At 49.9% G+C, this 14,296-nt stretch carries 11 protein-coding genes and 2 tRNA genes; 10 read left to right on the top strand and 3 right to left on the bottom strand.

Features of this window, described 5'->3' with window-relative positions; all coding sequences use genetic code 11:
* Both OIM59_RS15565 and OIM59_RS15560 read left to right on the top strand, forming a co-directional pair.
* On the top strand, positions 1 to 3,018 hold the full coding sequence (locus tag OIM59_RS15565) for a tetratricopeptide repeat protein (RefSeq protein WP_299167777.1): 3,018 nt from the start codon (positions 1 to 3) through the stop codon (positions 3,016 to 3,018).
* 1 nt (position 3,019) lies between these two features.
* A complete protein-coding gene (locus OIM59_RS15560) occupies positions 3,020 to 4,681 on the top strand; it encodes a TonB-dependent receptor (RefSeq protein WP_299167775.1) in 1,662 nt (553 codons plus the stop codon).
* 2 nt (positions 4,682 to 4,683) lie between these two features.
* On the opposite strand, the gene ribD is transcribed toward OIM59_RS15560, so the two are convergent.
* Complete coding sequence (gene ribD, locus OIM59_RS15555; protein ID WP_299167773.1) at positions 4,684 to 5,724, bottom strand: bifunctional diaminohydroxyphosphoribosylaminopyrimidine deaminase/5-amino-6-(5-phosphoribosylamino)uracil reductase RibD; 1,041 nt, start codon at positions 5,722 to 5,724, stop codon at positions 4,684 to 4,686.
* A gap of 32 nt (positions 5,725 to 5,756) precedes the next feature.
* Between ribD and prmC the strand changes: the two genes are divergently transcribed.
* The 8 genes from prmC to OIM59_RS15515 all read left to right on the top strand — a co-directional run bounded on the left by prmC (position 5,757) and on the right by OIM59_RS15515 (position 10,681).
* Positions 5,757 to 6,599 (top strand): peptide chain release factor N(5)-glutamine methyltransferase, encoded by an 843-nt coding sequence (prmC, locus tag OIM59_RS15550; protein WP_299167772.1) that lies wholly within the window; start codon positions 5,757 to 5,759, stop codon positions 6,597 to 6,599.
* Positions 6,596 to 7,075 (top strand): regulatory protein RecX, encoded by a 480-nt coding sequence (locus OIM59_RS15545; protein ID WP_299167771.1) that lies wholly within the window; start codon positions 6,596 to 6,598, stop codon positions 7,073 to 7,075. The genes prmC and OIM59_RS15545 overlap by 4 nt, the downstream gene beginning before the upstream one ends.
* Before the next feature lie 31 nt (positions 7,076 to 7,106).
* Positions 7,107 to 7,748 (top strand): ComF family protein, encoded by a 642-nt coding sequence (locus OIM59_RS15540; RefSeq protein ID WP_299167770.1) that lies wholly within the window; start codon positions 7,107 to 7,109, stop codon positions 7,746 to 7,748.
* 101 nt (positions 7,749 to 7,849) lie between these two features.
* Positions 7,850 to 8,485 carry an orotate phosphoribosyltransferase gene (pyrE, locus tag OIM59_RS15535; protein WP_022355171.1) on the top strand — a complete coding sequence of 212 codons (636 nt, stop codon included), beginning with the start codon at positions 7,850 to 7,852 and terminating at the stop codon, positions 8,483 to 8,485.
* 132 nt (positions 8,486 to 8,617) lie between these two features.
* A complete protein-coding gene (locus OIM59_RS15530) occupies positions 8,618 to 9,046 on the top strand; it encodes a polyketide cyclase (RefSeq protein WP_072543794.1) in 429 nt (142 codons plus the stop codon).
* A gap of 42 nt (positions 9,047 to 9,088) precedes the next feature.
* Positions 9,089 to 10,429: an argininosuccinate lyase gene (argH, locus tag OIM59_RS15525; RefSeq protein ID WP_299167768.1), complete on the top strand. Its 1,341-nt coding sequence runs from the start codon at positions 9,089 to 9,091 to the stop codon at positions 10,427 to 10,429.
* Positions 10,430 to 10,506: 77 nt separating this feature from the next.
* Positions 10,507 to 10,579: transfer RNA gene (locus OIM59_RS15520), tRNA-Gly, on the top strand.
* 16 nt (positions 10,580 to 10,595) lie between these two features.
* Positions 10,596 to 10,681 (top strand) — tRNA-Leu (locus OIM59_RS15515).
* 195 nt (positions 10,682 to 10,876) lie between these two features.
* On the opposite strand, the gene OIM59_RS15510 is transcribed toward OIM59_RS15515, so the two are convergent.
* Together OIM59_RS15510 and OIM59_RS15505 are read right to left on the bottom strand one after the other, a co-directional pair.
* Positions 10,877 to 13,390, bottom strand: coding sequence for a carboxypeptidase-like regulatory domain-containing protein (locus OIM59_RS15510; RefSeq protein ID WP_299167767.1), 2,514 nt, complete (start codon positions 13,388 to 13,390; stop codon positions 10,877 to 10,879).
* Positions 13,391 to 13,402: 12 nt separating this feature from the next.
* Positions 13,403 to 14,275: a GLPGLI family protein gene (locus tag OIM59_RS15505; protein WP_303897627.1), complete on the bottom strand. Its 873-nt coding sequence runs from the start codon at positions 14,273 to 14,275 to the stop codon at positions 13,403 to 13,405.
* Positions 14,276 to 14,296: the final 21 nt, after the last annotated feature.

The raw sequence follows: 14,296 nt of genomic DNA, 5'->3' as shown, positions 1-14,296 counted from the left end.
ATGGGTAAGTATAAAAAATATATCTGGACGGCGGGCCTTTGTTGCGCCTTGCCGTTGGCTGTATCGGGGCAGCAGGTAGAACCGCTGACCGGAGCCGACCGTTTGTTCAACGAGGGAAGGGAACTGTTTCTCCGTCAGGATTATGCAGCCGCCCGACAGACCCTTGTCCTTTATACCCGTCAGGCAGGGGAAAAGGCCTGGGCCGATGAGGTGGATTACATGCTGGCTTGTACGGCGTATGAGTTGCATCTGCCGGAATGCCGGGAGGTCTTGTCGGATTATCTGGAGGCTCATCCGGAATCACGTTACCGCAACCGGGTGCAGGCACTCATTGCTGCCAGTTACTTTTCGGAAGAGAAGTACATGGAGACCATTGCCACGCTGAAGGGGTGTGACATTTCTCTTTTGTCGGACGAGGAACGGGATGCCAGTGCCTTGCGCATGGGTACATCGTACTTGAAGGTGGACAAATGGCAGGAGGCAGCCTTCTGGTTCTCGGTATTGAAAGATTCGAGCAAGGATTATCGGAACGATGCGGTGTACAACCTGGCGTACATCGATTACGTGCAGCAGAAGTACGATTCGGCCTTGCAGGGATTCCGTGAGGTACAGAACGACCGGAAGTTCCAGAAATTGGCGCCTTATTATATAGCGGATATTTACCTGATTCAAGGAAATTACGCACAGGCCCGGAAGGTAGCGGATGCGTATCTGGCCTTGTATCCGGAAGAAAAGAATGCGGGGCAGATGAGCCGCATTTCCGGAGAGGCTGCTTACGGGCAGAAAGACTATGCTGCTGCCATCCAGTCACTGGAACGCTATCGCGAAGGAGAGGCAATGCCGGCACGACTGGCCATGTACAAACTGGGTATGAGTTATTTCAATACAGGAGTTTATTCCAAAGCGTTGGCGCGGCTGGGAGAAGCGACCGGAGCTCCGGATGCTTTGGCGCAGAATGCCTACCTCCACATGGGCTTGGCGGGCTTGCAGTTGAAGGAGCGCAATCAGGCGCGTATGGCCTTCGAACAGGCGTCGCGCATGGATTTCGACCGCAGCATTCAGGAGCAGGCGTTGTTCAACTATGCGCTGTGCATTCATGAAACGTCTTATTCTCCGTTTGCCGAGTCGGTCACGGTGTTCGAACGTTTCCTGAATGAGTACCCGTCGTCGGTTTATGCCGAGAAGGTGAACGACTACCTGGTAGAGGTGTACATGAATACCCGCAGCTATGAGGTGGCATTACGGTCAATCGATAAGATTACCCATCCGAGTGCCCGTATTCTGGAGGCCAAGCAGAAATTGCTTTTCCGCATGGGCACGCAGCTGTTTGCCCAGGCGGACTACCGCGGGGCACTGGATTATTTTACCCGCTCCCTGCAGTTGGGACAGTATAACCAGAAAACCAAGGCGGATGCATATTACTGGCGCGGGGAGTCGAAATACCGGCTGGCACGTTATCCGGAGGCTGCCAACGACATGCGGCTTTATCTGGAGTTTGCCACCGACAAGAATTCACAGGAATACGGACTGGCTCTTTACTGTCTGGGATACAGCTTGTTCAAACAGAAACAATATAACTCCGCACGCGACTGGTTTGTCCGCTGCGTGCAGAACGGGCGGACACAAGATGCTTCGGTGGCGGGCGATGCCTACAACCGTATCGGCGACTGCTATTTCTATGAACGCCGCTTCGAAGAAGCTCGTCAGCAATATGCGCAGGCTGTGGCCATCGCTCCTTCACTGGGTGATTATTCCTTGTTCCAGGAAGGTATCGTGAAAGGACTGCAACGGGATTATGCCGGAAAGATACAGGTACTCAACAAGCTGATTACGGATTATCCTTCTTCATCGTATCTGGACGATGCCTTGTATGAGCAGGGGCGTGCGTTCGTGCAGATGGAGGACAGCGAGAATGCCATCAGGCGTTATTCGTTGCTGGTACAGCGCTATCCGGAAAGCGAACTGTCCCGTCGGGCCGCCAACGAAATCGGTCTGCTGTATTACCAGAACGACCGTTACCAGGAAGCCATTGCCGCTTACAAGAAGGTGATTACGACTTATCCGGGCAGTGCGGAGGCTCGTCTGGCGCAGCGCGACCTGAAATCCATTTATGTAGACTTGAACAAGGTGGACGATTACATGGCGTTCGCTTCTACCATCCCCGGTGGGGCCAAGTTCGACGTGAGTGAACGGGATTCACTGACCTATACGGCAGCCGAACGGGCTTATATGCGCGGCGACATTGCCGGTGCCAAGGCCAGCCTGACGCGTTACTTGCAGTCGTTCCCGCAGGGAGCCTTCAGTGTGGATGCGGCGTATTATCTGGGATTGATTGACTACAACCAGAAAGATTATGCATCGGCTGCCGCCCGACTGGAAGAAGTGCTCCGTTTCTCGGGCAGCAAATACGAAGGGGAGGCGTTGGCACTTTGTGCCGAGATGGCCTACAACCGGAAAGAATATGCCAAGGCGTTGAACCTGTACAAACGTCTGGCCGACCGCTCTTCGGTGCAGGAAGACCGCTTGCAGGCTGAGTTAGGGGCTCTGCGTAGTGCCCGTTCGCTGGACGACCGGGCAGAAACCGTAGTCACCGCTTCGGCTTTGCTCAAACAGACCAAGCTGACACCGGAGGTGCGGAGTGAAGCGTTGTATTTCCGGGCCAAGGCCTTGCTGGCGGAAGGACAGAAGCAGGAAGCGCTGGCCGATTTAGTGGAACTGGCCAAGGACACCCGTAACGTGTACGGGGCAGAGGCTAAGTATTTGGTAGCACAGACGTATTTCGACGAGGGAGAAACAGCTAAAGCTGAGAAAGAAGTGCTCGATTACATTGAGGTCAGCACCCCGCATGCCTACTGGCTGGCGAGAAGTTTTGTCCTGCTGTCGGATGTGTATGTGAAACTGGACCGCAAGATGGAAGCCAAGCAGTATCTGCTGTCCTTGCAACAGAATTATCAGGCGGACGATGACATCGCCGGAATGATTGAAAGCCGTCTGGCCAAACTTAAAAGTGTAAAGTAAGATGAGATACATAAGTACGATATTGATTTGCGCAGGTCTGTGGCCTGTATCCACAATTTGCGCGCAGAAGGGAGCGGAAAAAGATTCCACTCTGAACCGGACGGTGGTAGTGGAGAATCAGTACAATCCCGAAGTGATGGATGCGTTCAAGGTGAATGTCATGCCTGAAGTGGAAGAGCCCGCCGCTCCGAAACAGGCCATCCAGTATGCTACGGAACGACATCCGCTGGGAGCTTGGAAGGTGGCTCCAATGGAGTCCATGCCAAGGGAGCTGGCACAGAAAGGAGCCGACCGTGGCTATGTCCGTCTGGCGTATGGCACTCTGAACAATGTGGATTTGAGGGGCAGTTATCTGTGGGATATTTCTTCGAAAGACCAATTGGGCGTGATGGCTTCCTTGTATGGACGGAACGGAGATATTCCGCATTTCCAGAGCACAGATGACTGGAAATCCCGTTTCTACCGGACGGATGTGTCATTGGATTACCGGCATGATTTCCGGAGAGTGGCTTTGAAACTGGGCGGGGCTTTTGCTTCGCAGGTGTTCAATTACATGCCGTCTTTGAATGAGAATGTCGAAACTTGGCCCGCTACGCAGCGTTATACGCTGGGAGAAGGATATGTGGGGGTGGTATCCCGCGACAAGGATTTGCCCATTCAGTTTGGCTTGCAGACGGGTCTGCGGAGTTTCAGTACCCATTACGATACGTATTACATGCTGTACGGGTCAGAAAACATATTCCATACTCAAGGATTCTTACTGGGGAACATTAACGACGAGCAGCAGGTGGGCATCGGACTGGAAATGGATAATCTGATTCACGACGTGTCGCAGCAGGACTATACGCTGGTGCAGTTGAATCCGTATTATACCCTTCAGAATGAAGCCCTGAGGTTACGTTTGGGAGCACATGTGGATTTCCAGACGGCCAATGGCAGCGGACTGAAAGCTGCTCCCGACGTAAAGCTGGAGTATACGTTCGCCGATTCGTATGTGGTGTATGTGAACCTGCTGGGAGGGAGTCGGCTGAATGATTTCCGCCGGTTGAATGATTTCTCTCCTTACTGGGTGGTGGCACAGCAGATGCGGACTTCCTATACACCGCTGGATGCCAAGCTGGGACTGAAAGCGTCTCCGGTGACAGGCTTGGGCTTCGAGCTTTATGGAGGTTATCGCATCACAAAGAACGAACTGTTTGCCGTGCCGGGTGGATTTAAAACAGACAAGCAGAATTTGTTCTATACAGGAATCTGGCAGGATAAAGGAAAAGTGGGTTACGGAGGCGCTTCCGTGAGCTATGCTTATCGTGACTGGGTGGATTTCTCGTTGGGAGGAACCTATTATAACTGGACCGTGACAGACGGTAACGAAGGTCTGTTGCAGTTCAAACCGCAGGTGAAGGTGGATTTCGGCATCCGTGCGAAAGTAGTCAAGGACTGCCATGCCCTGCTGAGTTATAATTATGAACGCCGTCAGAAGATGGGTGAACTGGGACGTGTTGACGGTGTGAATAACTTGTCGGTAGGAGCGGAATATGAATTGTTGAATCGTTTCAACGTGTTTGCCCGCCTGAACAACCTGCTTAACAAGACGTATGCCACAGAAGCAGGCTATCCGGTGGAGGGCTTCCATTTCATGGCCGGCATCAGCTGCCGTTTCTAAGCTTATTCTGCGTGGCGGCAGTGCTGGACCAGTGCGCCGTCACGGAAGAAGAAACGGCTTTCCGAGCCGCAGGGAAGGGTAGGAGCCGGGATTCCGTCGTGCAAGGATACTTGCGCATGTTCGATGAAGGCTTCATCCCATAATCCTTGTTCCAAGAAGGACTGGAGTGTCTGGCTTCCTCCTTCTATCAATAATGTCTGAATTTTCCGCTCATAAAGCACCTGCATGATTTGCGGTAGGATATTCTGGCCGAAATCCAGTGTCACATACGTGAGATTCTGGGTATCGGCCTTTTCTTTTTCCGTAAAGACCAGGGTAGGGGTACTGCCGTCGAACAGGTGCAGATGAGGCGGCAAGGTCAGCTGTCGGTCGATGACCAGTCGGAGCGGGTTCAGCCCGTACCATTCGCGTACCGTCAGCGACGGATTGTCGAGCAGAGCGGTGCGTCGTCCCACCAGGATGGCCTTCTGCTCAGCTCGCATCTTGTGTACAGCCAAAATAGATAACGGAGTAGAAAGGCGTACGGGAGCTCCTTCGTTGCGTTGGATGTCGATGAATCCGTCGGCCGACTGTGCCCATTTGAGGGTGATGTAGGGACGTTTTTTCACATTGAACGTGATAAAGGCACGAATCAGTTCCCGGCATTCTTTTTCCAGAACACCCACCGTGACCTCGATACCGGCATCCCGCAGTTTCTGTATACCTCTTCCGGCCACCAAAGAGAACGGGTCTACACAGCCCACTACCACTCGGGGAATACCTTTCCGGATGATAAGGTCGGCACAGGGAGGAGTCTTTCCATAGTGGGAACACGGTTCCAGACTGACATAAATGGTGGCCTCTTTGAGCAGGCTTTCATCCTTCACCGAAGCAATGGCATTCACTTCGGCATGTCCTTCGCCACAACGCACATGGTAACCTTCACCGATGATTTTCCCGTCGCGCACAATCACTGCTCCCACCATCGGGTTGGGGGCTGTGTGGCAGATGCCGTTTCTGGCCAGCTGTATGCAGCGCCGCATATATTTTTCGTCTATTGTCATAATCTTCGTTTTTTATCCTTACTTTTGCAAACATGCATCCGGTTTATCAACATATTAAAAAAGAACTGAGTTCCTTTTACGCAGAAGGAGAGGCGTCGGCCATGGCGAAATGGATTTCGTCGGACATTCTGCATCTTTCCACGATGGAACTTTATACAGGCAAAGATATGAATTTTTCCACGAAAGAGTGGAAGGAGGTGGAGGATATTCTTGCTCGCCTGAAACAACGGGAACCTCTTCAGTATATTCTGCAGGAAGCACCTTTTTGCGGCCTGTCTTTCCACGTGGAAAAAGGCGTGCTCATTCCCCGTCCCGAGACTGAGGAACTGGTGGAATGGATAGTGTCTGATTGTCAGAAAGCCGGGAAAGTACGCATTCTCGATATCGGCACGGGAAGTGGCTGTATTCCGGTGGCACTGGCAGAAAGGCTGCCGGAGGCGGAGGTGGCTTCCTGTGACATTTCGGCTGAGGCCTTGCGGGTGGCAGCCGTCAATGTAAAGCGGTATGGCGGCAAAGTGACCTTGTTTCAGGCCGACATCCTTCAGGATGAGCTGCCCGACTGTCGGGTAGATGTGCTGGTGAGCAATCCGCCTTATATTACGGAAAGTGAACGGGGCGAGATGGAGGCCAATGTACTTGACTGGGAACCGGAACTGGCTTTGTTTGTTCCCGATACGGACCCGTTGTGCTTTTACCGGCGGATTGCCCGGAAAGGATTCGACTGGCTGACGGAAGGCGGGGCATTGTATTTTGAAATCAACCGGGCCTACGGAGCAGAAACCGTCCGGATGCTGGAAGAATGTGGGTATCGCGACATTGCGTTGCGGAAAGATTTGTCGGGAAACGACCGGATGATAAAAGCAGTGAGACCATGAGAGAATTAAGTGAAGCAGAGATAAAGAGCAAGGCTGAGGCCTATTGTTCGGCGGTGGAGCGTTGCCCGTCGGAGGTGGAGGAAAAAATCCGTAAATGGGGGGCCTCGGAAGAGGTGACAGCCCAGATTATGGCCCATTTGCATCGGGAACGCTATCTGGATGCGGCGCGTTTCTGTCGTTTCTATGTGCGCGACAAGTATCGTTTCAATCAGTGGGGGCGCATGAAGATTGCGCAGATGTTGCGCATGAAAGGACTGTCGGACGGAGACATACAGGCCGGACTGGAAGAGATTGATACCGAAGAATACGACGGCATCCTGAAAAAACTGTTGAAACAGAAGATGAAAAGCATCAAGGCTGCCAATGACTATGAGCGGAGCATGAAACTGATTCGTTTTGCCATGGGCCGGGGTTTTACATTGGAGGAGATTCGCCGTTACGTCAACCAACTGGACCCGGATGAGGATTTTGACTGACATACGCGATTTCTTTTTCCCCAGGCAGTGTATGGCGTGTGGGAAAAAACTGCAGATTTCGGAGCAGGTGCTTTGTTGTGATTGTTTGTCGCAGCTGCCTTTCACCCATTTGGGGAATACACCCGGCAATGAAATGGAAAAGATTTTCTGGGGACGTTTTCCCATTGTGCGGGCTTCTTCGTTATTGTATTATTCCCGTGGCGGGAAGGTGGCACATATTTTGGCCGGCATGAAATACTACGGGCGTCAGCAGGTATGCCGGTACATGGGAGAGATGCTGGCCTATGAACTTCAGCCTTCTGGCTTCTTTGAAGGTGTGGATTATCTGTTGCCGGTACCTTTGCATCCGGACCGTCTGCGTACCAGAGGATACAACCAGAGTCTTCTGTTGGCGGAAGGTATTTCCCGACTTACCGGCATACCGGTATGCGACGGAGTTCTTCAGCGGGTGCGGAATAACCAGACACAGACTCATAAATCGGCTTGGGAGCGGCAGGAAAACACGGCTTATCTGTTCCAGCTGGCAGGCGGCACTCGTCTGCTGGAAGGGAAACATGTGATGCTGGTCGATGACGTATTGACAACTGGTGCCACACTTACCTCCTGTGCCGAGGTTTTGTCAGAAATAAAAGGAATTCATCTTAGTATTGCTACACTGGCATGGACAAAATAGTACATTCCGACACCTTTTAAAAATTTTAATACCCTTAAATTTTCTATTCCCGATGTATTTCCATAATTTTGCAAAAACATTTATCAGAGAATTAAAAAGTTATGAAAGCTTTGGAAAGATTATTTGCAGAAAAGTTGCTGAAGGTGAAGGCTGTGAAGATTCAGCCGGCTAACCCGTTTACTTGGGCTTCAGGTTGGAAATCACCGATTTATTGTGACAATCGTAAGACCTTGTCATATCCTGCACTTCGTAACTTCGTTAAGTTGGAGATTTGTCGTGTTATTCTGGAAAAGTTCGGTGAAGTTGACGCCATTGCCGGGGTCGCTACGGGGGCTATCGCACAAGGTGCCTTGGTGGCAGAGGAGTTGAACTTGCCGTTTGTATATGTTCGTTCAAGCCCGAAAGACCATGGCTTGGAAAATTTGATTGAAGGCGAGTTGCGTCCGGGAATGAAAGTGGTCGTAGTAGAAGACCTGATTTCAACCGGCGGTAGTAGCTTGAAGGCGGTAGATGCCATTCGTCGTGACGGTTGTGAAGTTATCGGTATGGTGGCTTCCTTCACTTACGGTTTCGATGTATCGGTAGAAGCATTCAAGAAAGCAAAAGTGGAACTGGTTACCTTGACCAACTACAATGCCGTGCTGGATGCTGCTTTGAAAACTGACTACATTAACGAAGAAGACATCCCTGTGCTGCAGGCATGGAGAGAAGATCCTTCTCACTGGACTGGAAAATAAAAGATTCTGTAATTAGGAAAGCAGTCTCGGATTGTAAATAGGAGATGTCATCCTGAGCGAGTCCACTCTGCTCAAGATGACATTTTTTTGTGCAATGCCGTGAAGGGTTTTCCTTGAAGATTAAAAAACAACATGGCTGTACAATTTGAAAGTAATGTGAAGCATGTTCCTTATAGTCAGGAACGAGTGTATAACAAACTGTCCGACCTGAACAACCTGGAAGGGGTTCGGGAACGTCTGAATGAGGTGAAAGACAAACTGGACGGAAAGCTGGAAGACATGTCGTTCGACCGTGATTCCATCACCCTGAAGGTGCAGGGCATCAACCTCACATTGCGCATCATTGAGCGTGAACCCCTGAAGTGCATCAAGTTTGAAGGTGACAAATCGCCTATACCTTTGAATTTGTGGATTCAGATTCTTCCCGTGACCGAGGAAGAGGCCAAAATGAAAGTCACCATCCGTGCCGAAGTAAATATGTTTATGAAGGCCATGGTGTCGAAACCATTGCAGGAAGGGGTAGAGAAACTGGCAGACATGCTGGCCATGCTTCCTTATTAAATGAAACGACCGGAATATCTCCGGTGAATAAAAATTGTGATTATGGCTCAAAAACTTTGGGAGAAAAATGTACAGGTAAATGCGGAGATTGACCGCTTTACCGTGGGACGTGACCGTGAAATGGACATGTATCTGGCAAAGTATGACGTATTGGGCTCGATGGCACACATCACGATGCTGGAAAGTATCGGATTGCTGACGGCCGACGAACTGAAGATTTTGCTGGAAGAACTGAAAAAAATATATGCTTCCGTAGAACGCGGAGAATTTGTCATCGAAGACGGGGTGGAAGACGTACATTCACAGGTGGAACTGATGCTGACACGTCGTCTGGGAGATGTGGGAAAGAAAATACACAGCGGCCGTTCGCGCAACGACCAGGTGCTGGTGGACCTGAAGCTGTTCATCCGCGCCCAGTTGAAGTCGGTGGCAGAGGCAGTGGAACGTCTGTTCCATGTACTGATTTCCCAGAGTAACCGTTATAAAGACGTGCTGATGCCGGGTTACACCCATTTGCAGATTGCCATGCCTTCTTCTTTCGGCTTGTGGTTTGGTGCTTACGCCGAGAGTCTGGTAGACGACATGGTGTTCCTGCAGGCCGCTTATAAGGTGTGCAACCGTAACCCATTAGGCTCAGCGGCAGGTTATGGCTCTTCTTTCCCCTTGGATCGTGAGATGACCACCCATCTGCTGGGATTTGATTCCATGAACTACAATGTGGTGTATGCCCAGATGGGACGTGGTAAAGTGGAACGCAATGTATCGTTTGCGCTGGCTTCTATCGCCGGCACCTTGTCGAAGATGGCCTTTGATGCCTGCATGTTCAGTTGTCAGAACTTCGGATTCGTGAAACTGCCCGATGAATGTACCACCGGTTCCAGCATCATGCCTCACAAGAAAAATCCGGATGTGTTCGAACTGACCCGTGCCAAATGCAACAAAATCCAGGCACTTCCGCAGCAGATCATGATGATTATGAACAACCTGCCTTCCGGTTATTTCCGTGACCTTCAGATTATCAAGGAGGTATTCCTCCCGGCATTCGAGGAACTGGAAGACTGTTTGCAGATGGCTACCTACATCATGGACAAGATTAAAATCAACGAGCATATTCTGGACGACGATAAGTATCTGTATATGTTCAGTGTGGAAGAGGTGAACCGTCTGGCAGCCGAAGGCATGCCGTTCCGTGACGCCTACAAGAAAGTGGGTCTGGACATCGAAGCCGGTAAGTTTACCCACGAAAAGACCGTGCATCACACCCATGCCGGAAGCATCGGTAACTTGTGTAACGACAAGATTGAGGAACTGATGCAGCAGGCCGTGAGCGGATTCAACTTTGAGAAGGTGGAAGAGGCTGAAAAAGCTCTCCTAGGCCGATAAACGCATAAAAATTAAGAAGAAAACGGGTGAAATGTTTGGAGCGTATTGCAAAACTCCCTACATTTGCACCCGTAAACGCGGAAATAGCTCAGTTGGTAGAGCATAACCTTGCCAAGGTTAGGGTCGCGAGTTCGAGTCTCGTTTTCCGCTCTTTCTTTGAAAGGATGCTCGAATGGTGGAATCGGTAGACACGAGGGACTTAAAATCCCTTGGCCAGTAATGGCTGTGCGGGTTCAAGTCCCGCTTCGAGTACAGATATTATTGGTAAGGCTTTATAAATCGCAGATTTATAAAGCCTTTTTCGTTTTTAACTGGCAATTTATTAGCAAAAATTAAAAGGGATTAACGTAAAAATCTGAGGGATTCGTTGATGAAGCATAAATTCTTGAGCTCCGAGTTAAACCGAAAGTTAAACCAGAATTTGATTTTCTTGACTTTTAGTATGCGTTATAACTGATATTGAATTGAGACTAAGATTTCTCTTGGTCGCATTTTGATCCATGAAGTATATTGTTGAATAGCCGAATAAGTCGTATATCGGTATTCTTTTTGATTGAACAAGTTGCATAGGCTCATGGAAAACCGCCATTTGTCCTTGATGTATGAAGCTTCGGCATCAGCAAGCCATACATGTTGGTGATGGTTTTCGTCGAGCTGGTTATAGTAATGTTCACCAATCAGACGGACTAGGAAGGTACGGTTCCCTATTTCAATGTTGATTTTTTGGCGGATATCCCATAGAGCAGGCAGACTGTTTCCTTCTCCGATGCGGGAACGATTGCAGGTAAGGGTTGCCAGGTACGTAGCATTGAACCAAGAGAGAGGCGACCAATCGATTTTTGGGGTGAAAGTAAGTTGGGTGTAGCGGTAGTTTTGGACCGAGCCCTGTCCGGCTTGTTTTCCCTCACTGTAAAGGAGTTGGGCTTCCAGTGAAGTTTTCAGATGCCAGTCATAGAAGCCTTTTGAGAGCAGACTGGTGAGGCTGTAGCTGCGATTACGATTCGGTACTTCCCAGGTTGTGAGCGTGAAGATACTGTCTTGATATTCCGAATGAACTAACTGTGGGTTCTTCCGGTTCCAGTAGCTTCCTGAAAGTGACCAGAAAAATTCGTGAACAGTCCGTTTGTAAGTCAGGTAAAAGGAGTAGAGCTGATCCTGCAACTCTGGAACATGGGGTGAAAAGGAAACCATGGTTCGGTAGTTCTGCCAGTAGGAATACGGGTAGTATGCGGTGACTTCTTCATTCTTTTGTTGGAACTGGGCACGGGCGGTCAACTCCCAACGTGGGCTGAACTGCCAATATAGTGAGGCCGTCGGACTGATTCGTAGGTCTGTATATTGTGGATTGGTTTTCCTTAGATAAGCCGCATCGGCGGATACGGTCAGACGGAAGGTGTTTTGTTCCCACATCCACATCGGGATGGCATAGAGCTTGAATTGGGGACTGGAGAAATTAGCTGTCTGGTGCAGTAACAACCATTCTCCTTGGACACCTCCGGTAATTCCAAAGGTCATTCCGTTCTTTTTCCATTGGTAATAACCTTGGTTGTCCATATAGGCCTGCTGGAGCCCGAACGATTGGTTGACTTGCGCAAAATGAAGCGTGGTGGGCTGGTAGGTATAGCGGAAGAAAGAGCGAAAGCCGGAGGTGGCGTGTTCATGGGTGGTCAAGAGATTCATTTGGTTAGTTAGCTGAAGGCTGTTCGTTTGCAGGCGCTGGGTCAGTTTCAGGTTGCCGTGCAGGTTTTCCTGACTGTGACTCCAGGCTCCGTGGGCTTCCAGTAGATTACGGAAGAAAGACCGTGTGCCGTTCCGTTCATAGTTGTAGGTGGCTTGCGCCTGGTGAGTGTACAGACTGTAATTCTGTGCTTGTGCGATATGGATTGTGTCGGTAGGATAGTAGTAAATTTCCTGGGTCCCTTGGTTACGGTGTTGTTCGTCGTACAAGTAGTGGAAGGTGAAACGGGACTGTTGTTCTTCGTTTTTTCGGTAAAGACGGTTTACAGATGCCAGATGGGTGGTATTGTCCATCAACCGTTGTTTTTCCAAGGGGAAGGAAAAGGTAGGCTGGTCGATAAAGGTCGGAACATCGGTCGGCGTGAGGAAGTTCTGGTTGTCGGTGGTCAGTTGTTGCAGTTCGGTGGAAAGGTCTTTTCCGGTATGATCGGCCTTATACAAATAGATACCTTGCCGTTCACGAGCCAGCTGTAAGGCATTGAACTTTCCATTATACAACATTTGGTCGCCATACCCACCGGCAGCCTGCAAGGTAAGCAGCCAGCGGGAACGGACTTCCGGTTTCAGTTTCAGATTCAAAGCCACTTTGTCACTCGGCATCTTGTTGCGTAAGGAACGGATGGGCTGGAAGTGCTCGATTACTTCGGCCTTTTCCACTGCATCTGCTTTCAGGTTCTCAGTGATTTGGTTATAGCGTCCTCCCGACACATCCATTCCTTCCACGGTAAACTGACTGATGGCTTTCCCGTTGTATCGGATTTCTCCACTTTGTTCGTTTACGTCAATTCCCGGCAGTTTTTTCAATGCCTCCTTGATGTTCTGCTCTTTTCCGGAGGTGAAACGGGACAGGTCGTATTTCACGGTATCTTGTCGTCCGTAGATACGTCCTCCCTTGATTTCCACTTCTTTCAAGGAGATGGCTTCCGGTTCCAGCTGGAAAGTTATTTCTTTTCCCTTCTGCGCAGGCCGGCTTTCTTTCTGGTATCCCAAGTAGGTGACATGTACCGTCCATGCAGCGTCTTCGGATACGGAGAACGAGAAACATCCTTTCGGGTCGGTCAAAGCATACTTGTAGACGGTGCTACTTGAGTCGCGGGTGAGGGTGACCGCAGCTCTTTCCAGCGGTTGGTGCGTTTCATTGTCAATGACTTTCCCTTTGATCAGGGATTGCGCTTGCATCTGACAGGTGGAAAGCAGGAAGAAGAGAAAAATCAAGGATTTCATACAGCAGGAGGATTATTCAGACAGTTCAATAGGGTTATAAAGTATGGAGAATGATTTCATCGGGTTCCCGTGTTCGTCGGTCACACTGACCTTTACATGGGGCGCAGTCGAAGCGATGAAACTCATCGGGTCTTTGGCCATCCGTTCATACATTTTGTTCAAGTTGGAGCGGGAAACCTTTTCCCTTCCTTTGAGATTGATCAGGATGGGTTTCGGAGTTTTGCATTGTTCTATTCCAGTACAGCTGAACGTATAGTGCTTCTTGTCATCTTCTGCTTTGATAATCAGTCCCGGCAATCCGTACAGTTTCCAGGGTCCTTCCGAAACTGGGATTTCCATCGTGTACCAGGCAGTATAATTTCTGCCTTTAAAGCGGCAGGTAGCCTTTTGGCAGGAATAAGAAAGAATAGTGGCCGTATCAGAGAGAAGCGTCCATTCCGGCATTTCCTCTTTCTCTTCGCACAAGAAATTGGTGGTTGCCAGGCGGTCGAGCGTGGTGACTTTGCCTGCTGGGTAATGTTTGAATATCTGGTAAGAGATTCGGGAGTCCCCAATCGCAGCGGCGTGTTGTAACATGGTTTCCTTCGATGCACCCGCTTGGGCGTCGGCAATCAGCAATGAGTCGCGTACATAAAAGTTATAGCTGTAGCATTTGCTGTACTGCTTGCCGATTTCCAGCATCAGGGTTTCTTGACCGGGTTTGGCGTCTTCCGAAACCGTATCTTGCAGATAGGTCATCTCATATTGCACCTTGATGCGTTGGGTATCAATGGAGTCTTGGTTAAAGATAGAACTTGTATCCACCACAAAGAGTTGTGCGTGTGAAGAGAGTGCAGTGTACAGGCAGCCTAAAAGACTGAGTGTAAGAAATAATTTTTTGTTCATATTCCCGTAATTTAAAGTTTT

It is taken from the genome of Bacteroides mediterraneensis (assembly GCF_025993685.1).
GTDB classification, from domain to species: domain Bacteria; phylum Bacteroidota; class Bacteroidia; order Bacteroidales; family Bacteroidaceae; genus Phocaeicola; species Phocaeicola mediterraneensis_A.
The sequence above is the reverse complement of the archived record's forward strand: the minus strand, read 5'-3'. Positions and strand labels throughout refer to the sequence as shown.